Below are 18,681 nucleotides of genomic sequence, written 5' to 3' on the forward strand. Positions count from 1 at the left end.
AAGGTCGTCTGAAAACCCAATATACCGTTTTCAGACGACCTTTCCCCACCATTTGACACAACAACCCCCTTAAAGCATCACATTATGAGACCCACACTAGACGTCATCATCCCCTGCTACAACTCCGCCGCCACCCTCCAAGCGGCTGTCGAAAGCGCCGTTTCCCAACCCGCCGTCGAAAACGTCTGGCTGATTGACGACGCCTCCATCGACGACACACGCCTTATCATGAGCGACCTCGCCGCCATCCATCCCAAAGTCCGCTGCGAATACATGCTCGAAAACGGCGGTGCCGCCAAAGCCCGCAACTGGGGCGCCATGCAAAGCCAAGCCGACTTCATCGCCTTCCTCGACGCCGACGACGTCTATGAAAACAACGTCCTCAATGCCGCCTACCTCGGCTTGGAAGCCTATTCCTACCTCAGCCTGGTCCGCCTCAAATTGCGCCCTATCGGCTTTCCCGAACACTACCTCAACCACCCGCAATTCCCCACCGCATGGGAACGGCTTCAAATGACCGTCGGCGGCAACACCGTATTCCGCCGCAGCATCTTTCTCGCCTGCGGCGGCTTTCCGCAAGACGAACTCTTCCGAATCTTCGGCGGCGAAGATGCCGCACTCGGCATCGCACTGACCCGCGACAGCGTCGTCGGCTACCTCTTTGAAGAACGCGACCCCGCCGTCAGACACAACTACCGCCCCGGCATCCACGCCGAGCGTCTGCTCGATGCCGAACTTTTCGGCAAAACCGTCTCCGGACTGACCATAGACCACCAAAACGAAGCCGAAGCCGTCACCCGCCGCATCAGCCGCCGCCTGCAAGAAGTCAAAGCACACTCGACCTTCGAAGAAGCCGGCACCATGCCGCTCTATCCCGAGTACGAATAAGCGGGCATCAACACCAAACCCCGCCTGAACGGCTGCATTACATTGCTTGCAGCAAAAAGGTCGTCTGAAATCTTGTTTTCAGACGACCTTTTTGCTGGATTTGATTATTGCAATTGAGGCAGGGAGCAGCCTTCGGGCATGATGATTTCGCATTCCGTTGCCCCTCTGTTTCTGCATTTTTGCAAAGCCTCCTGTTCGACCGTTCCTTGCGGACCTGCCGCATCGGCTAAAATAAACAGGTTGTTTTTCACTTTTCCTTTTGCTGCCGCGAGGCAGCCGTTTCTTACCCATGTGATGGCTTTGCAAGGCGTATTGCGACTGCCTTGCTGGCAATGTTTGACTGCTTCTCTTTTTGCTTCGGCTAAAGAGTTATGATTCAACGAACCGGCAATATGCCCTGCTTTTTGACTGTATGCCAAAGCCCCAAATTTAGAAGGTACCAAGACGTCATGGTAAATGATTTTTTTAGGAGGCGGGGTGCTGCGGCTTGGCTGTGGCGGTGCAATATTGTAATGAATCCACTCGCCATTATTGCCCTGAAATCGGCAGATACCTGTGGCAGAATCAAATTGACCGGGACAGCCATTGGCATAAACATTAAAACTTACCAAACCCAATGCTATCAAAAACAGTTTCTTCATAAATTTATCCTTTCTCCCAGCTCATCTTTAACTTGGCTTAGAAAAGGTCGTCTGAAAATAGTTCTCAGACGACCTTTTAAATAAAATTGATTATTGCAATTGAGGCAGGGAACAGCCTTCGGGAAGAGAAATCTCACAATTCGTTACCTTCGGATCCGCCCTACATTGCGCTAACGCTTCCGCCTCCGCCAATCCTTTTTCTTTTCCTACATAAAAAGACTTCCATTTTCCAGGATTATTGATTTCTTTACCTTTTGCAGAAGCAATGCAGCCGTTGCGTACCCAAGAAACCACTTTACACGGAGCATTTTTATTACCCTGCTTGCATTGCTCCAGTGCTTCCTTTTTTGCCTCCGACAGCGAATTTTTATTCAGCACACCTGCCCCATAGCCAGTTTGCATGTTCATAGCTACCGCACCGAATTTAGAAGGGACTTTCACGTCGTAGTAGATAATTTTTTTAGGAGGCGGGGTGCTGTTGCCTGATTGGGGAGGCGGCACATTGTAGTTGACAACCTCCCCGTTATGTCCTTGTATCTGACAGATGCCCGTATCAGGAAAATACCTGCCGGGGCAGTTGGCATAAACATTAAAACTTACCAAACCCAATGCTATTAAAAACAGTTTTTTCATAAAGGCATCCTTTTTCGGATTAATACGATATCGGAGGTCGTCTGAAAAAGTTTTCAGACGACCCTTTAATCAAAAAATAACAATTAAGGGAAAGAACAACCTTCAGGAATGGTAATTTCACAGTTTTTCAATCCCGCTTTATTACATTGTTTCAATGCTGCGGGTTCTGCCTGCCCTGGCTTTTCCCTAGCTGTATAAAATACTCTGAATTTCTTACCTTCTTTGCCCGTTGCCGCTGCTAAACAGGCATTACCTGCCCAAATGGCAACTTTACACGGAGCATTTCTCCCGCCCTGCTCACACGCTTTAATTGCTTCATGTTTAGCCTCCTCAATAGAATCTTTATTTAAAGCCCCGCTCGAAATACCTGTTTTTTCATTAGTAGCTACTGCACCGTATTTAGAAACATAGACTATTTTTTTCGAAGGTGTTGTGCCGCGACTGCCTGACTGAGGTGGAGCCATATTGTATTGAACCAATTCCCCATTATACCCCTGAAATCGGCAGATACCTGTGGCAGAATCAAATTGACCAGGACAGCCATTGGCGTAAACATTAAAACTTACCAAACCCAATACGATTAAAAACAGTTTTTTCATAAATTTATCCTTTCTCCCAGCTCATCTTTAACTTGGCTTAGAAAAGGTCGTCTGAAAATAGTTCTCAGACGACCTTTTAAATAAAATCTGATTATTGCAATTGGGGCAGGGAACAGCCTTCGGGAAGAGAAATCTCACAATTCGTTACCTTCGGATCCGCCCTACATTGCGCTAACGCTTCTGCCTCCGCCAATCCTTTTTCTTTTCCTACATAAAAAGACTTCCATTTTCCAGGATTATTGATTTCTTTACCTTTTGCAGAAGCAATGCAGCCGTTGCGTACCCAAGAAACCACTTTACACGGAGCATTTTTATTACCCTGCTTGCATTGCTCCAGTGCTTCCTTTTTTGCCTCCGACAGCGAATTTTTATTCAGCACACCTGCCCCATAGCCAGTTTGCATGTTCATAGCTACCGCACCGAATTTGGAAGGAACTTTCACGTCGTGGTAGATGATTTTTTTCGGGGGTGGCGCACTGCGGCTGCCTGAAGAACAGTTCGGGTTATAACCATAACTGCACAATGCAGAATTGTTTTGCAACGCCCCTCTGGTTGCATCATAGGTAGGGTCGGCATTTACATCAAAACTTATTAAGCCCAATGCGATTAAAAACAGCTTCTTCATCAATTTGTCCTTTCAAATCATGCCTCACCACGCCGCGCGTTCCCTCATATCTTCCACCGCTTCCACCAACGCCGCCGCCAATGGAGGATCAAACGACGAATGTCCCGCCTGAATCACGCGCAGTTCGGCTTCGGGGAGCGCCTGCGACAGTTCCCACGCGCTTTGCATGGGGGTGCATAAATCATAGCGGCCTTGCACGATGATGGTCGGGATATGTCGGATTTTGTCCGTGTTCGCCAAAATCGCTTTGTCGCCCTTCAGCCAGCCTTCGTTGACAAAATAATGGTTTTCCAAACGGGCGATGGCGAGCGATTGGTAGGCGTCTTCATCGACGTCTTGCGGCTCGAAGCGGATCAGGTAGCTTTCCCAGTCTGCCCAGGCTTTGGCGGCTTTCAGACGACCTGCTTCGTCTTTGCCGAACAGCATTTCGTGATACGCCGCAATCAGGCCGCCGCGTTTTTCTTCGGCGACGGGCGCGAGGAATTTCTGCCATTGCGCGGGATAAATCTGGCTGACGCCGCCTGCTTCGTCGAGCCACGCCATTTCGGACGGGCGGCACAGGAATATCCCGCGCAAGACGAGTCCGGCAACGCGTTCGGGATGGGTTTCGGCATACGCCAGCGACAAGGTGCTGCCCCATGAGCCGCCGAACACCAGCCATTTTTGAATGCCCAGCATTTCGCGGACTTTTTCGATGTCGGCAACCAAATCCCAAGTCGTGTTGTCGTCGGTGCAGGCGTAAGGCAGCGAACGGCCGCAGCCGCGCTGGTCGATGATGACGATGCGGAACACGTCGGGATTGAAAAAGCCGCGGCAGGCAGGCGATGCGCCCGCGCCCGGGCCGCCGTGCAGGAAGATGACGGGCAGTCCGTCGGGATTGCCGGATTCTTCCCAGTAGATTTGATGGACGTCCGATACTTGCAGCAGGCCGCTGCGGATGGGTTCGCGGATGGGGTGCATGATGTTTCTCCTGTTGTCTGACGTTGGGATTGTACCCATCGGGCAGGCAAACGACAAACGGCAAGGGGTCGTCTGAAATCAGCTTGCGCCGCCGCGTTTCCCGACCGCCCGACTATCCGCTATAATTCCCCGATACCCGCGCAACCGAAAGAATGAAATGAACAAAATCCTGATGACCGCCGCCGTGCTGCTTCTGTCCGCCTGCGGCTTCCACCTCAAAGGCATGGGCGGCACCGCACGCACGCTGCCGTATCCCGCTTGGCACATCCAAAACGCCTCCGTCATGCAGAAGGCTTTGGAAAACGCCCTGCGCCGCGCTGACGGCAAACCCGTTTCCGCCGCCGAAGCGCAAATGACGTTGAACATCAAGGGCATCGAAACCCGTCAGGACATCTACACCATCACCCGCGCCGCGTTGGTCAACGAATACCTGCTGACCCTGCGCGTCGAAGCCCAAGCCATGCGCAACGGCGAGCCAGTGGGCGAACCGATTACCGTCCTCGTCAACCGCACGATGGACTACAACGACAGCGAAGTGTTGGGCAAACAGGAAGAAAGCGAAACCATCTGGGCGGAAATGCGCGCCGACGCCGCCGACCAAATCGTCCGCCGCCTGACGTTCCTGAAAGCGTATTGATGGCGGTCATGAATATCGAACAGGTCAACGCGGATATGCCGCTTTCGCCGCTGTACATCATTCACGGCGAAGAAGACCTGTTGCGCATCGAAGCCCTCGACACCCTACGCGCCGCCGCCAAAAAACAAGGCTACCTCAACCGCGAAGTCTTTACGGCGGACAACGGCGCCGACTGGGACGAACTCCTGCAAAGCGCAGGCAGCGCGGGGCTTTTTGCCGACTTGAAACTTTTGGAAATCCACATTCCGAACGGCAAGCCCGGCAAAACCGGCGGCGACGTGCTGCAAACCTTCGCCGAACGCCTGCCCGAAGACACCGTTACCCTGATTCTGCTGCCCAAGCTCGAAAAAGCCCAAACGCAGGCAAAATGGTTCACCGCGCTCGCCGCCAAAGGCACCGTACTCGAAGCCAAAGCCATTACCGCGCAAGCCCTGCCGCAGTGGATAAAGGGTCGTCTGAACAAGGTCGGACTCAATATCGAACCCGACGCGCTCGCCCTGTTTGCCGAACGCGTCGAAGGCAACCTGCTCGCCGCCCGCCAAGAAATCGACAAACTCGCCCTGCTGCACCCGCAAAACCATACCGTCAACATCGCCGATGCCGAAGCCGCCGTCGCCAACGTCGCCCGTTTCGACGTGTTCCAGCTCTCCGGCGCATGGATGAAAGGCGATGCCCTGCGCGTCGCCCGCCTTCTGGACGGACTCGAAGAAGAAGGCGAAGAACCTGTCTTGCTGCTGTGGGCGGTTGCCGAAGACATCCGCACCCTCATCCGCCTGACCGCCGCGCTCAAACAAGGGCAGAGCGTACAATCCGTCCGCAACAGCCTGCGCCTGTGGGGCGACAAACAAACCCTCGCGCCGATTGCCGTCAAACGCATTCCCGCCGTCCGCCTGATCGAAGCGCTGAAAACCTGCGCCAAAATCGACCGCATCATCAAAGGCGCGGAAGACGGCGACGCGTGGACGGAGTTCAAGCAGTTGGTGACGGGGCTGGCGGTGTAATTTCATCGGGTATGGATAGGTGCTTTTCGTGGCAAGGGCGCGCCTGTTCAAAAAGCGTGAAAGTTTGTATGCCGCATCGCTTCTGTACGCGCCCAAACGGCAAAAATACTGTAAAATACCGTTAAACATAAAGTTATGATATTTGAGGTCGTCTGAAATCCGTCCACAACCCGATGCAGCGGATAGACAAGCATTTCGGCGCGTTCAGAGATACGCCACCGCTTGCCCGTCCACTGCAACCCCTTTTCAGACGACCTTCCACCCTTACAAGGAACTGCAACTTCATGGACAACCAAACCAAACTCCGCATCGGCGGCCTGCTCGTGCTGACCACCGCCGTTTTAAGCCTGATCATCGTCTTAATCGTCGATTCGTGGCCGCTCGCCATCCTGCTTGCCGTCATCATCGTCGCCGCAGCCGCCGGCGGCTTTGTCTGGACTTCGCGCCGCCAGCAGCGCCAGTTTCTCGAACGCCTGAAAAAATTCGACATCGACCCCGAAAAAGGCCGCATCAACGAAGCCAACCTGCGCCGTATGTACCACAGCGGCGGCCAACACCAAAAAGACGCGATAACGTTGGTCTGCCTGTCGCAAAAATGTTCGGCCGACGAAGCGCACGCCATGTTCAAAAAACGTCCGACCCGTCAGGAAATGAACCAAATGGCAGCCCAGCAGGCGCGCGGACAAAAACGCCCCCACCGCTGATTCTTCCCAAACAAAGGTCGTCTGAAAACGGATGCGGCGGTTTCGCCCGAACCAAGCATTCCGTTTTTCAGACGACCTTTTTACCGAGCAGACCGCCATGACCGCCCTTCCCCCCGCCCCCGTCAAACGCCGCCTTGCCGCCCTGATGTACGAATTGCTGCTGACCGGCGCCGTGACCGCCATCGCCGCCATCCTTGCCGGCATCGCCGCGATTTTCCTCAACCCCGTCTCCCAGCTCCTTTCCAGCTTGGTTACCTGCGTTATCTTTGTAGGAAGCTGGTGGCTCTACTTCAAAACCAACTGGACGAAAACCGGCCGCACCCTCGCCATGCAGACGTGGAAAATCGGGCTGCACGGCAGAAACGGCACGCTGCCGCCATTGTCGCAACTGCGCATCCGCTTTATTTGGTCGTGTATCTTCGTCGTCTTCATCCCCCTGCTCGCCTACGCCGGCCTGCGCCACCTGCTCGCCATCCCGCCCATACCCGCCTTCGGCGCCGCCCTTATCTGGCTCATCCTGCCGTGGGGCTTTGCCTTGCTGAACCCAGACCGGCAGTTTTTATACGATTTCTTGGCGGGAACTCGATTGGTCGATTTGAAACAGGAAACATCCGAAAGCTGAGTGTTCTACTATTTCGCCACACAGACAAAAGGTCGTCTGAAAACGAGGCAAGCCCTTGCCGTTTTCAGACGACCTTTTTATCCGCCGTCGTTCTTGTTTGAAACCCAACCCCTCTTTTACCTTAAGCTATCTTCGGTTCACGCATTACCCTACTGTTTAAACGAAACAAAAATGACAGCAAACCCAATGGCACGTCTTGAAGTCTTGAATCAAACCGGCAACAACAAAAAGGTCGTCTGAAACCCAAATTGGATTTCAGACGACCTTTTTTATTTCAAGCCGGTTGGCTTATTTGTTGAAGAAAACCAGCGTCCACGGCAAGACATAAGCTTGCAGCAGGGTCAGCAGGCCGACGAAGGTACAGAAAATCAAGCTGTGTTTCACGGTAAAGCGGAACAGGTTGGATTCTTTGCCTTCCAGACCGACTGCCGCGCAGGCGATGGCGATGGATTGCGGCGAAATCATTTTGCCGGTTACGCCGCCGGTGGTGTTGGCAGCGACGGTCAGCTCGGGCACGACGTTGATTTGATGCGCAGTGCTGGCTTGCAGCGAACCGAAGAGCGCGTTGGCGGAAGTGTCCGAACCGGTCAGGAATACGCCCAGCCAGCCGAGGAACGGCGAGAAGAACGGGAATACGGTACCGGTAGCGGCGAGGACGAGTGCCAATGTGGACGACAGGCCTGAATAGTTTGCCACGAATGCGAAGCCGAGTACCAAGCCGATAGACAGGATGGACAGACGCAGTTCTTTGAGCGTTTCAAAGAAAGTGCTGACGGCTTCGGAAGGTTTCATTTTCAGCAAAACGGCGGAAACGATGGAAGCAAACAGGATTGCCGTGCCGACTGCGCCGAGGAGGTCGATTTTGAACACGGCGGCGTATGGTGTCGGTTCGCTGACGATGGGCGCGGCTTTTTGTACCAAGTTGTGCAGCATCGGCCAGTCGAATTTGATGGTGGCAACGCCCAAAGCCTCTTTAACGCCCTTAATCGTCCACACGCTGACGAAAACGGTCAGGATGGCGAAAGGCGACCAGGCTTTGATGATTTGTCCGGCAGTGTATTCGCCCGCTTTGCGCTCGGCCGGTTTTTTCATGCCGTTGAAGGTGAAGATTTCTTTAGGCTGCCATTTTTTCAGGAAGGCAGACAGGCAGACCAGGCTGACCAATGCGGAGGTCACGTCGGGCAATTCCGGACCGATGAAGTTGGCGGTAATGAACTGGGTAGTGGCAAAAGACACGCCCGCCACCAATACGGCAGGCCAAGTTTGACGTATGCCGCGCATACCGTCCATCATGGCGACCAACCAGAAAGGAACGATAATCGACAGGATCGGCAGTTGGCGGCCGGCGACCTGACCGATGTGGTAAGGGTCGAGGTTGGACACTTGACCGGCAACCAAGATTGGAATACCCATCGCACCGAAAGCCACAGGCGCGGTATTGGCAATCAAACACAAACCGGCGGCGTAGAGCGGATTGAAGCCCAAGCCCACCAACAAAGAGGCGGTAATCGCCACCGGCGCGCCGAAGCCTGCCGCGCCTTCGAGGAAAGCGCCGAAGGAGAAGCCGACCAGCAACATTTGCAGGCGTTGGTCTTCGGTAATCGAAATCACGGAAGCGCGGATGATGTCGAACTGCCCTGTTTTCACGGTAATTTTATACAGGAACACGGCGGTAACGATAATCCATGCAATCGGCCACAAACCGTAAGCAAAGCCGTACAGCGCGGAAGAAACCGCCATGCCTGCAGGCATTCCGAAGCCTAATATGGCAACGCCAAGCGCAATCAGCAGCGTATAAAGCCCCGCCTGATAACCCTTGAGCTTCAGGACGGTCAGTGCGACGAAGAAAAAGATAATGGGCAGGAGGGCGACGGCTGCCGTCAAATATAGGCTGCCGCCCACTGCGGTATAGTTTTGAATCCAAGTATCCATAGGGAAAATCTCCGAATATTTTTCTAATATATTTTCTTAAATTGGTAAAACCAATTTTGAGAACGGAGGACACTTTACGAAACTTTAATATGGCGGTCAATTATTTTTTCAGGCGACCTGACTGCATCGGCGCAAATTTGTTATTTAATTTTAAATAAAACAAAATATTATATGAATTGTAAAAATGTAGCCTGATGTAGTTTTAAAACACATACGGGTAGGACAAGCCATATTGACGGGATACGGGGCGGTTAATTAGAATACGGCGACATTGGTCATGCCAATTTGGTCATGCTAATTTTGACACAGGTTGCCATTTCAAACGACCTGCCGCATCACATTATCGGATTTGAGTCTTCTTCGCAGAAAAAACATGATGGAAAAGAGGGAATTACAATGACAAAACTGGTTCGTCCGCAAAAAATCAGCGACCAAATATTGTCGATATTGGAGGAACGCATCGCGGCGGGCATTTACGAAGAAGGCGGCAAAATCCCGCCCGAGCGCACGCTGGCGGAAGAATTCGGCGTATCGCGCCCGTCGGTCAGGGTCGCGCTGAACATCCTGATTGCGCGGCAGGTTTTGGAAGCGCGTCAGGGCGACGGCTATTACGTTTCCGTCAAACCGCAGCAGGATTTCCTCCAAAGCTGGCAAGAATTGCTCGGCAAACATTCCAACTGGGAAACCGACGTTTTCGATTTCAGCTGCCACATTGAAGGCTGCATGGCGTCGCTGGCTGCCGAGAGGCGCACCGATGCCGATTTGAAACGGATTGATTTTTGGCGGCAAAAATTCGAATCCGCCTGCGAAAGCGGCAATCTGGAACATCAAAGCGAAGCCGACGTGAGCTTTCACCAAACCATCGCCGACGCCGCGCACAACATCCTCTTCAGCCACCTCTCCGGCGGCCTGCTCAAAATGCTCTACCGCCAGACGCGCAGCAGCATCATCTATTCCAACCAAACCGAAGACCCGCGCCCCAAGCTGATTGCGCAACACCGCGCCATCTACGAAGCCATCTTGGAACGCCGCCCCGCCGATGCCGCCGAAGCTGCCAAAATACACTTAAACTACGTCGCCAACAGCATCTTGCAAAACAGGGCATACCAAAGCCGCAACGAACACGCCGACACGCTGGCGCAGAAAGACTTGAAGCGGGTGCAGGACTGGAAGTAGCTTCCTGCCTGATGGAAATGGTACGCAGACACAAAACCCGATTATCCGCCCGCAACCGCAAGGTCGTCTGAAAACCCAAATACCTGCCTTCGCGGCAGATTCCTACAACAAAAAAGGAGTAGAAATGAAACTATCCGAACTGTTCAACCCCAACGAATTTGCCGCGCGTCATTTGAGTTTCGGCGATGAGGCTGCGCTTTTGGAAGCGCTCGGCGAGAAGAGCATGGACGATTTTGTCGGCAACACCGTGCCGCAAAGCATCCGTATGCCGTCCGAACTCGACCTGCCCGAAGCCCTGACCGAGGCTGACGCTTTGGCGAAGCTGAAAGGCATTGCGGCGAAAAACGTGATCAACAAATCCTATATCGGCTTGGGCTATTACCCGACCCGCGTGCCGAACGTGATTTTGCGCAACGTGTTGGAAAATCCGGGCTGGTACACCGCCTACACGCCGTATCAGGCGGAAATCGCGCAGGGGCGTTTGGAAGCGCTGCTGAACTTCCAGCAGGTGTGTATCGATTTGACCGGTTTCCCCGTGGCGGGCGCGTCTTTGTTGGACGAAGCGACCGCCGCGGCTGAAGCGATGGCGATGGCGCACCGCGTGGGCAAGGTGAAATCCGAGCGTTTCTTCGTGGACGAGCGCGTTTATCCGCAGACTTTGGACGTGATGAAAACCCGCGCCAAATATTTCGGCTTTGAATTGGTGGTCGGCGATTTTGCCAAAGCGGATGAAGGCGAATACTTCGGCGCGCTGTTCCAATACGTCGGCAAAGACGGCGACGTACAAGACTTGCAAAGCGTTATAGGTCGTCTGAAAACCAAAGGCACGATTGTCGCCGTTGCCTCCGACATCATGAGCTTGGTCTTGCTGAAATCGCCTGCCGAATTGGGTGCGGACATTGCGTTGGGCAACACGCAACGCTTCGGCGTACCGATGGGCTTCGGCGGGCCGCACGCCGCTTATTTCGCGTTTAAAGACGAGTTCAAACGTTCCGCTCCAGGTCGAATCATCGGCGTATCCAAAGACGCATCGGGCAAACCCGCGCTGCGCATGGCTTTGTCCACCCGCGAACAACACATCCGCCGCGAAAAAGCCACGTCCAATATTTGTACTGCGCAGGCATTGCTGGCGAACTTGGCGGGCATGTACGCCGTTTATCACGGCCCCGAAGGTGTGAAACGCATTGCCAACCGCATTCACGCGCTGGCTTCCGTCTTTGCCGACGCGCTGGTTTCAGACGGCCTGAAAGTGGTTCACGAAGTCTTCTTCGATACCGTTACCGTCGATTTCGGCAGCAAAGAAAAAGCGGACAAGGCGTTCCAAACCGCTTTGGAACTGGGCTACAACCTGCGCCGCGTCAGCGACACCCAAATCGCCGCCGCCTTCCACGAAACATCCGTGCGCGAAGACCTTGCTGTGTTGTACTACGCCTTCACCGGCAACAACACTTTCACGCTTTCAGACGACGTCAAAGGTCGTCTGAAAACCGAATTCCTGCGCCAAGACAATATCTTGCAACATCCCGTGTTCAACCGTTACCACACCGAACACGAAATGCTGCGCTACCTGAAGAAACTCGAAGACCGCGATTTGGCGATGAACCGCAGCATGATTTCGCTGGGCAGCTGCACCATGAAGCTCAACGCCACCGCCGAAATGCTGCCGATTACCTGGACGGAGTTCTCCGACATCCACCCCTACGCCCCTGAAGCCCAAACCGCTGGCTACCGCGAACTCTTGACCGACATGGAAAACAGCCTAAAAGCCATCACCGGCTTTGACGCGATTTCCTTCCAGCCCAACTCCGGCGCGCAGGGCGAATACAGCGGGATGCTCGCCATCCGACGCTATCAGGAAGCCCAAGGCGAAGCGCAGCGCAACATCTGCCTGATTCCCAAATCCGCCCACGGCACCAACCCCGCCACCGCCGCCATGCTCGGTTTGAAAGTCGTCGTCGTCGATACCGACGAACACGGCAACGTCAACATCGATGATTTGAAAGCCAAAGCCGAACAACACCGCGACGCCTTGTCCGCCATCATGATTACCTACCCGTCCACCCACGGCGTGTACGAAGAAGGCATCCGCGACATCTGCCGCATCATCCATGAAAACGGCGGACAGGTTTACATGGACGGCGCCAACCTCAACGCCCAAATCGGCATCATGCAGCCCGCAGAAGTCGGCGCGGACGTGTTGCACATGAACCTGCACAAAACCTTCTGTATCCCTCACGGCGGTGGCGGCCCGGGCATGGGCCCCATCGGCCTGAAAGCCCACCTCGCCCCATTTGCCCCAGGCCATACCCTGACCGACATGCACAGCGCAAGTGCCGAGCAAACCGCCGTTGCCGCCGCTGCGTTCGGTTCCGCGTCCATCCTGCCGATTACCTGGATGTACCTGACCATGATGGGCAAACAAGGCATGGAGCAGGCAACGCGCTGGGCATTGCTCAACGCCAACTACGTCGCCAAACGCCTGAGCGAAGACTATCCCGTTCTCTACACAGGCAAAAACGGCCGTGTCGCGCACGAATGTATCGTCGATTTGCGCCCGCTCAAAGCCGAAAGCGGCATTACCGAAACCGACATCGCCAAACGCCTGATGGACTACGGCTTCCACGCCCCGACCGTCTCCTTCCCCGTTGCCGGCACGCTGATGATCGAGCCGACCGAAAGCGAGAGCAAAGCCGAACTCGACCGCTTCATCGCCGCCCTGAAACAAATCAAACAGGAAGTGTTGAAAGTCGAACGCGGCGAATGGCCGAAAGACGACAACCCGCTGGTCAACGCCCCGCACACCGCCGCCGACGTAACCGGCGAATGGGCGCACCCGTACTCCCGCGAAGAAGCCGTCTTCCCGCTGCCCTTCGTGCGCGAAAACAAATTCTGGCCGAGCGTCAACCGCGTGGACGACGTGTACGGCGACCGGAATCTGGTCTGCACCTGCCCGCCGATGGAAGCGTATGAAGATTAAGGTTTGATATGAAGAAAGGTCGTCTGAAAATTTCAGACGACCTTTGTTTTAAAAACCGATAAATGACGCCCTACCCTTTTCAGACGACCTCCCCGCCACAAACCCGCCCCGACAGGAAAACCGCCATGCAAAACATCCGCGCCGCCGCCGTACAAATGATTTCGTCCACCGACCCCGATGCCAATATCGACACCATGAAACGCCTCGTGCGCCAAGCTGCCGAGCAAGGCGCGGATTGGGTGCTGTTGCCCGAATATTGGCCGCTGATGGGGCGCAAGGATACCGACAAACTGGCTTTCGCCGAACCTTTAGTCGGTGGCAATTTTAGCGAAACCTGCCACACTGGTTTTGGCGAAACTCGCTACGCTCGTTTTCAGACGACCTTAAGCGAGACAGCGGCTGAATGCGGCGTGGTGCTGTTCGGCGGCACGATTCCGCTGCAAAGCCCCGATGCGGGCAAAGTGATGAACACGATGTTGGTGTACGACCGCGACGGCACGCAAATCGGGCTGTATCACAAAATGCACCTGTTCGGTTTTTCAGGTTTGGGCGAACGCTATGCCGAGGCGGACACCATCAGCGCGGGCGGCGATGTACCGAAATTGACTGCCGACGGCGTGCCGCTTGCCGCGGGCGTGTGCTACGACTTGCGCTTTCCCGAGTTTTTCCGCGCCCAGCAGCCGTTTGACGTTTTGCTACTGCCCGCCGCCTTCACTTACACGACAGGCAAAGCGCATTGGGAATTGCTGCTGCGCGCCCGCGCGGTGGAAAACCAATGCTACGTCATCGCCTCGGCGCAAGGCGGCGAACACGAAAGCGGCAGGCGCACGTTCGGTCATAGCATGATTATCGATCCGTGGGGCGAAATCTTAGACGTATTGCCCGAAGGCGAAGGCATCGTCATCGCCGATTTGGACACTACAAGGCTGCAAAGCGTGCGCACCAGGCTGCCCGCGTTGCAACACAGGTTGTTAAAATAAAAACAATTCCTCCCCAAACGTCACCATTTCTGCTTTAAATCCTATGATATGTTGATTTTATCGCAACAAAATTAATCCAAAGTAATATGAAATTGACAATTAATTTTGCATTTATAATATTAGCAGGTACAATTTCAGACTATTTATTTGGGCTAGTCATACATTGCACAACAGCAGACAAAAATAAGGCTGTTCAACAGCCTAGTGCATTTTATAAAAGGGATATCAAGGATGCTCCAAGCTAAAATCGTCGTTATCGGCAGTATCAATATGGATTTAGTCACCCGCGCTTCAAAATTTCCCAGAGCGGGTGAAACATTGCTGGGCAATTCATTTCACCGCTTCATGGGCGGTAAGGGCGCAAACCAAGCGATTGCTGCGGCGCGTTTGGGGGCAGACGTCTGTATAGTCGGCGCGGTCGGCGATGACGATTTCGGCTATGAAATGACCACCAACCTCTGTCGCGAAGGCATCTTTACCGAACACATCCAAACCCTCACCGGCCTGCCCAGCGGCATGGCAAACATTACCGTTGCCGACGATGAAAACGCCATTATCGTTATCGCCGGAGCCAACATGGGGCTGACGGTTGCCGACATCGAAAACGCTGAGCAGCAAATCGCCTCCGCCGATGTGGTTTTGAGCCAGCTCGAAATTCCGATGGACTGCGTCATCACCGCCGCAAAATTGGCGAAGAAATACGGCAAACCCTTTATCCTCAACCCGGCTCCCGCCCAATTCCTGCCTTCGGAATTATGGGAATTGGTCACCCTTCTGACCCCCAACCGCTACGAACTTGCCGACTGCCTCGGCCTGTCGCAAGATTTGAATCCCGAAGAGCTGATTCTAAAAGCCCCCTGCCCCGTCCTGATGACCATGGGCGACAAAGGCGCAGTCTATAAAGACGGGAAAGACAGTTTGCGTTATGTTTCCAGCTTTAAAGTGGACACTGCCGATACCACCGGCGCCAGCGACGCATTCAACGGCGCATTGTCCGTCTTCTGGAATCAAGGCATCGAAACCGCCGTCCGCAAGGCATGTGCCGCCGCCGCACTTTCCATTACCCAAGACGGCGCGCAAAACGGGATGCCTTTCAAAGAAGAATTGGAACAATTCCTCGCCGCGCATCAATAAATCCATATTCACGTTATGAAACATCAAAAGGTCGTCTGAAACCCATCTTCCGGCGTTTCAGACGACCTTTATTAATCTTAAAGATGATTGAGCCGCATTATAGTGGATTAACTTTAAACCAGTACGGCGTTACCTCGCCTTGGCTCAAAGAGAACGATTCTCTAAGGTGCTGAAGCACCAAGTGAATCGGTTCCGTACTATCTGTATTGTCTGCGGCTTCGTCGCCTTGTCCTGATTTAAAGTTAATCCACTATACCGTGTCGCACGCCATGTCATGAATGCTTCGGGGAATGGTTAAACCGCCCCGATGGATTTGGCAACAGACGGTCTGACGGCTACAATATCATGTTAAAAACTTTTCATTTGGGAACACGCAAAATGTTGGTTCATCCTGAGGCGATGGGCGTCGCCGCATTGGCGGACAAAATCCGCAAAATCGAAAACTGGCCGCAAAAAGGCATTTTATTTCACGACATTACACCGGTGCTTCAAAGCGCGGAATATTTCCGCCTTTTGGTGGACTTGCTGGTTTACCGCTATATGGGTCAGAAAATCGATGTCGTGGCAGGCTTGGACGCACGCGGCTTCATCATCGGCGCGGCGTTGGCATATCAGTTGAACGTCGGCTTCGTCCCCATCCGCAAAAAGGGCAAGCTGCCTTTTGATACGATTTCGCAAAGCTACGCGCTGGAATACGGCGAAGCGACGGTCGAAATCCACAAAGACGCGGTCAAACCCGGCGCGCGCGTGCTGCTGGTCGATGACCTGGTCGCAACCGGCGGCACCATGCTCGCAGGCGTGGAATTAATCCGCAAACTCGGCGGCGAAGTCGTTGAAGCGGCGGCGATTTTGGAATTTACGGACTTGATCGGCGGCAGCAAAATCCGCGAAAACGGCGTTCCCCTGTTTACCCTGCTGCAAAACGAAGGCTGCATGTAAACTTTGCCCATGCCTCAAAGGTCGTCTGAAACAGCCATTCCGCTTTTCAGACGACCTTTTTGTTGTCCCTGATTACGCGGTTAATGTAAATATCGGTTTCAGATTCGGATAATGCCGCCAAATCGTTTAAAATACGGTTCTAATTGATTCTAATAAAGATACGGCAAGTAATGAACGCACAACGCATATTTTCCCTCTCGCTCAGCCTGATTGCCGCAGCCGTCTTGTCGGCGTGCGTCTCTGAAAACGACACCTCATCCAAAGAGCCTGCCTCTTCTCTGACCGAACCCGCCTCCATCCCCGCCCGCCGCGCGGAAGGCGAATCCAAAGTATTGTCCGATTACGGCCAATACCAAGGCGCGCTGGACGCTGCCAAACGCGGCGACGATATGTGGGTGCAACAATTCTTGGCGCAAGCGGGCGACAGCGCGATGGCTGAAAATGTCCGCAACGAATGGCTCAAAAGCCTCGGCGCGCGCGGACAATGGGATGTGTTCCGCCAAGAAAACAAAAAGCTGAATGCGGCGGGCCGGGTGCAGGAAGTGCAATGTTATGCCGAACTGGGCAGCGGCAGCTACAACATGGCGGCAGAGCTTGTGCGCGTTACCAACAAGCTACCCGCGGGCTGTACCCGCTTGGTCGAAAGCGCGGCATCGGCAGGTCGTCTGAACAACAACGACGCATGGCGCCGCGTACGCGGATTGTTGAGCAACAGCCAAACCAGCGACGCACGCAGCTTGGCAGCCGCATTGGGCAGCCCATTTGAGGGCGGCTCGCAAGGTGCGCGCGAATACAGCCTTTTGAACGTCATCGGTAAAGACGCGCGCAAATCCTCCTCCGCAGCCTCCACGCTGTCCGGCATGGAATCCGGCTTAAGCCGCGAGCAAAGCAGCTTCGCATGGGGCGTATTGGGACTCTACCAAGCGCAAAATCAAAACATGCAGACCGCGTTGAGCTACTACAACCGCGTTTCCGACCGCAAACAACTGACCGACGAGCAGTTTGAATGGTACGCCCGCGCCGCCCTGCGCCTGCAACGCTGGAACGAATTGTCGGGCATCATCCAACAAATGCCCGACAACCTGCAAAAAGACCCGACTTGGCAATACTGGCTGGGCCGCAGCTACGCCGCACAAGGCAACCAAAGCCGTGCTAAAGAAATGTACGAAAAAGCCGCTGCAAGCGGACGCAATTTCTACGCCGTCTTAGCAGGCGAAGAACTCGGCCGCCGCGTCAATACCAAAAACAACGTTTCCGACGCCGATAAAAAAGACGTCCGCCGCATGGCAGACGACGGCGCCATCAAACGCGCGCTGGTTCTGTTTAAAAACAGCCAAAGCAGCAACGATGCCAAAATGCGCCGTCAGGCGCAGGCAGAATGGCGTTTCGCCACCCGCGACTTCAACGAGGACAACCTCCTGACTGCCGCGCAAGTCGCCTTTGAAAACCAGTTCTACGACATGGCGATCAACAGCGCCGACCGGACCGAGCGCAAACTCAACTACAACCTGCGCTACCTCTCTCCGTTTAAAGAGACCACCGTCCGCTACGCCTCGCAAGCAGGCATCGATCCCGCTTGGGTTTACGGTCTGATCCGTCAAGAAAGCCGCTTCGTCATGGGCGCGCAATCCAGCGTCGGCGCGCAAGGCCTGATGCAGGTTATGCCCGCCACCGCCCGCGAAATCGCCGGCAAAATCGGCATGAGCAGCAGCGAACTCTACACCATGGACGGCAACATCCGCATGGGTACATGGTACATGGCAGATGCCAAACGCCGCCTGCAAAACAACGAAGTGATGGCAACCGCAGGCTACAACGCCGGCCCCGGCCGCGCCCGCAATTGGCAGGCTTCTATGCCTCTGGAAGGCGCGATTTACGCCGAAACCATCCCTTTCACCGAAACCCGCGACTACGTCAAAAAAGTCATGACCAACGCGACCTTCTACGCATCTCTGTTCAATGAGCCGCAAACTTCGTTGAAACAGCGTATGGGAACCGTTCCGGGTCGTTACTGATTGACGCGGCTGCATCCGATCAGATTGTTTGACAGATACGGAAGCCAAACTTGAAAAGGTCGTCTGAAAGCATGTTTTCAGACGACCTTTTTTAGTGGAGGACGATAAAAACAACCGCGAATCAACCGATTCATCTTCATCGCCATCCCGCGCTCTTTTCAATAAACTGGTTGCGCTACCCTGCCCCAATCCTTTGTATAGTGGATTAACTTTAAATC

General features: G+C 54.2%; 18 protein-coding genes. 11 read left to right on the forward strand and 7 right to left on the reverse strand.

The features are described from left to right. Nucleotides 1-84 precede the first annotated feature (84 nt). Complete coding sequence (locus MON40_RS10660; RefSeq protein ID WP_003776635.1) at nt 85-888, forward strand: glycosyltransferase family 2 protein; 804 nt, start codon at nt 85-87, stop codon at nt 886-888. 104 nt (nt 889-992) lie between these two features. Here MON40_RS10660 and MON40_RS10665 read toward each other — a convergent pair whose 3' ends face one another. From MON40_RS10665 to pip, 5 genes are all read right to left on the reverse strand, one after another. Then, entirely contained in the window at nt 993-1,529 is a 537-nt protein-coding gene (locus MON40_RS10665; protein WP_003776633.1) for a DUF4189 domain-containing protein, read from the reverse strand. 90 nt (nt 1,530-1,619) lie between these two features. After that, nucleotides 1,620-2,162, reverse strand: a complete 543-nt coding sequence (locus MON40_RS10670; RefSeq protein ID WP_003766712.1) for a DUF4189 domain-containing protein — start codon at nt 2,160-2,162, stop codon at nt 1,620-1,622. Nucleotides 2,163-2,245: 83 nt separating this feature from the next. Continuing rightward, nucleotides 2,246-2,761: a DUF4189 domain-containing protein gene (locus MON40_RS10675; protein ID WP_003780634.1), complete on the reverse strand. Its 516-nt coding sequence runs from the start codon at nt 2,759-2,761 to the stop codon at nt 2,246-2,248. Between the two features lie 91 nt (nt 2,762-2,852). Beyond that, complete coding sequence (locus MON40_RS10680; RefSeq protein WP_242925907.1) at nt 2,853-3,386, reverse strand: DUF4189 domain-containing protein; 534 nt, start codon at nt 3,384-3,386, stop codon at nt 2,853-2,855. A 24-nt stretch (nt 3,387-3,410) separates the two neighbouring features. Further along, nucleotides 3,411-4,346, reverse strand: coding sequence for a prolyl aminopeptidase (pip, locus tag MON40_RS10685; protein WP_039862749.1), 936 nt, complete (start codon nt 4,344-4,346; stop codon nt 3,411-3,413). A gap of 157 nt (nt 4,347-4,503) precedes the next feature. Here pip and MON40_RS10690 point away from each other — a divergent pair, with 157 nt between their 5' ends. Further along, nucleotides 4,504-4,983 carry an LPS-assembly lipoprotein LptE gene (locus MON40_RS10690; protein ID WP_003776627.1) on the forward strand — a complete coding sequence of 160 codons (480 nt, stop codon included), beginning with the start codon at nt 4,504-4,506 and terminating at the stop codon, nt 4,981-4,983. After that, entirely contained in the window at nt 4,983-5,984 is a 1,002-nt protein-coding gene (holA, locus tag MON40_RS10695) for a DNA polymerase III subunit delta (RefSeq protein ID WP_003776623.1), read from the forward strand. The genes MON40_RS10690 and holA overlap by 1 nt, the downstream gene beginning before the upstream one ends. A gap of 133 nt (nt 5,985-6,117) precedes the next feature. Here the strand turns inward: holA and MON40_RS10700 are convergent, their stop codons facing one another. Next, nucleotides 6,118-6,270 (reverse strand): hypothetical protein, encoded by a 153-nt coding sequence (locus MON40_RS10700; RefSeq protein WP_167317429.1) that lies wholly within the window; start codon nt 6,268-6,270, stop codon nt 6,118-6,120. On the opposite strand from MON40_RS10700, the gene MON40_RS10705 reads away from it, so the two are divergent. Both MON40_RS10705 and MON40_RS10710 read left to right on the forward strand, forming a co-directional pair. Beyond that, nucleotides 6,269-6,688 (forward strand): hypothetical protein, encoded by a 420-nt coding sequence (locus tag MON40_RS10705; RefSeq protein WP_003767286.1) that lies wholly within the window; start codon nt 6,269-6,271, stop codon nt 6,686-6,688. The genes MON40_RS10700 and MON40_RS10705 overlap by 2 nt on opposite strands. A 97-nt stretch (nt 6,689-6,785) precedes the next feature. Beyond that, the gene (locus MON40_RS10710; RefSeq protein ID WP_039862835.1) at nt 6,786-7,310 is read left to right on the forward strand and encodes an RDD family protein; all 525 of its coding nucleotides are present in this window, start codon (nt 6,786-6,788) and stop codon (nt 7,308-7,310) included. Between the two features lie 288 nt (nt 7,311-7,598). Here MON40_RS10710 and MON40_RS10715 read toward each other — a convergent pair whose 3' ends face one another. Continuing rightward, nucleotides 7,599-9,242, reverse strand: a complete 1,644-nt coding sequence (locus MON40_RS10715) for a lactate permease LctP family transporter (protein WP_003776615.1) — start codon at nt 9,240-9,242, stop codon at nt 7,599-7,601. 396 nt (nt 9,243-9,638) lie between these two features. Between MON40_RS10715 and MON40_RS10720 the strand changes: the two genes are divergently transcribed. The 6 genes from MON40_RS10720 to MON40_RS10745 all read left to right on the forward strand — a co-directional run bounded on the left by MON40_RS10720 (nt 9,639) and on the right by MON40_RS10745 (nt 18,463). After that, entirely contained in the window at nt 9,639-10,418 is a 780-nt protein-coding gene (locus tag MON40_RS10720) for a FadR/GntR family transcriptional regulator (RefSeq protein ID WP_036492635.1), read from the forward strand. A 124-nt stretch (nt 10,419-10,542) separates the two neighbouring features. Then, entirely contained in the window at nt 10,543-13,395 is a 2,853-nt protein-coding gene (gene gcvP, locus MON40_RS10725; protein WP_003776611.1) for an aminomethyl-transferring glycine dehydrogenase, read from the forward strand. A 125-nt stretch (nt 13,396-13,520) separates the two neighbouring features. Beyond that, nucleotides 13,521-14,375 (forward strand): carbon-nitrogen hydrolase family protein, encoded by an 855-nt coding sequence (locus MON40_RS10730; protein WP_039862746.1) that lies wholly within the window; start codon nt 13,521-13,523, stop codon nt 14,373-14,375. A 231-nt stretch (nt 14,376-14,606) separates the two neighbouring features. Next, nucleotides 14,607-15,509: a ribokinase gene (gene rbsK / locus MON40_RS10735; protein ID WP_003776608.1), complete on the forward strand. Its 903-nt coding sequence runs from the start codon at nt 14,607-14,609 to the stop codon at nt 15,507-15,509. A gap of 378 nt (nt 15,510-15,887) precedes the next feature. Next, nucleotides 15,888-16,448 (forward strand): adenine phosphoribosyltransferase, encoded by a 561-nt coding sequence (locus MON40_RS10740; protein ID WP_009311093.1) that lies wholly within the window; start codon nt 15,888-15,890, stop codon nt 16,446-16,448. 170 nt (nt 16,449-16,618) lie between these two features. Continuing rightward, nucleotides 16,619-18,463: a lytic transglycosylase domain-containing protein gene (locus MON40_RS10745; RefSeq protein ID WP_003776606.1), complete on the forward strand. Its 1,845-nt coding sequence runs from the start codon at nt 16,619-16,621 to the stop codon at nt 18,461-18,463. The last annotated feature ends 218 nt before the right edge of the window (nt 18,464-18,681 follow it).

Source organism: Neisseria macacae ATCC 33926, assembly GCF_022749495.1.
Classification (GTDB): Bacteria; Pseudomonadota; Gammaproteobacteria; order Burkholderiales; family Neisseriaceae; genus Neisseria; species Neisseria macacae.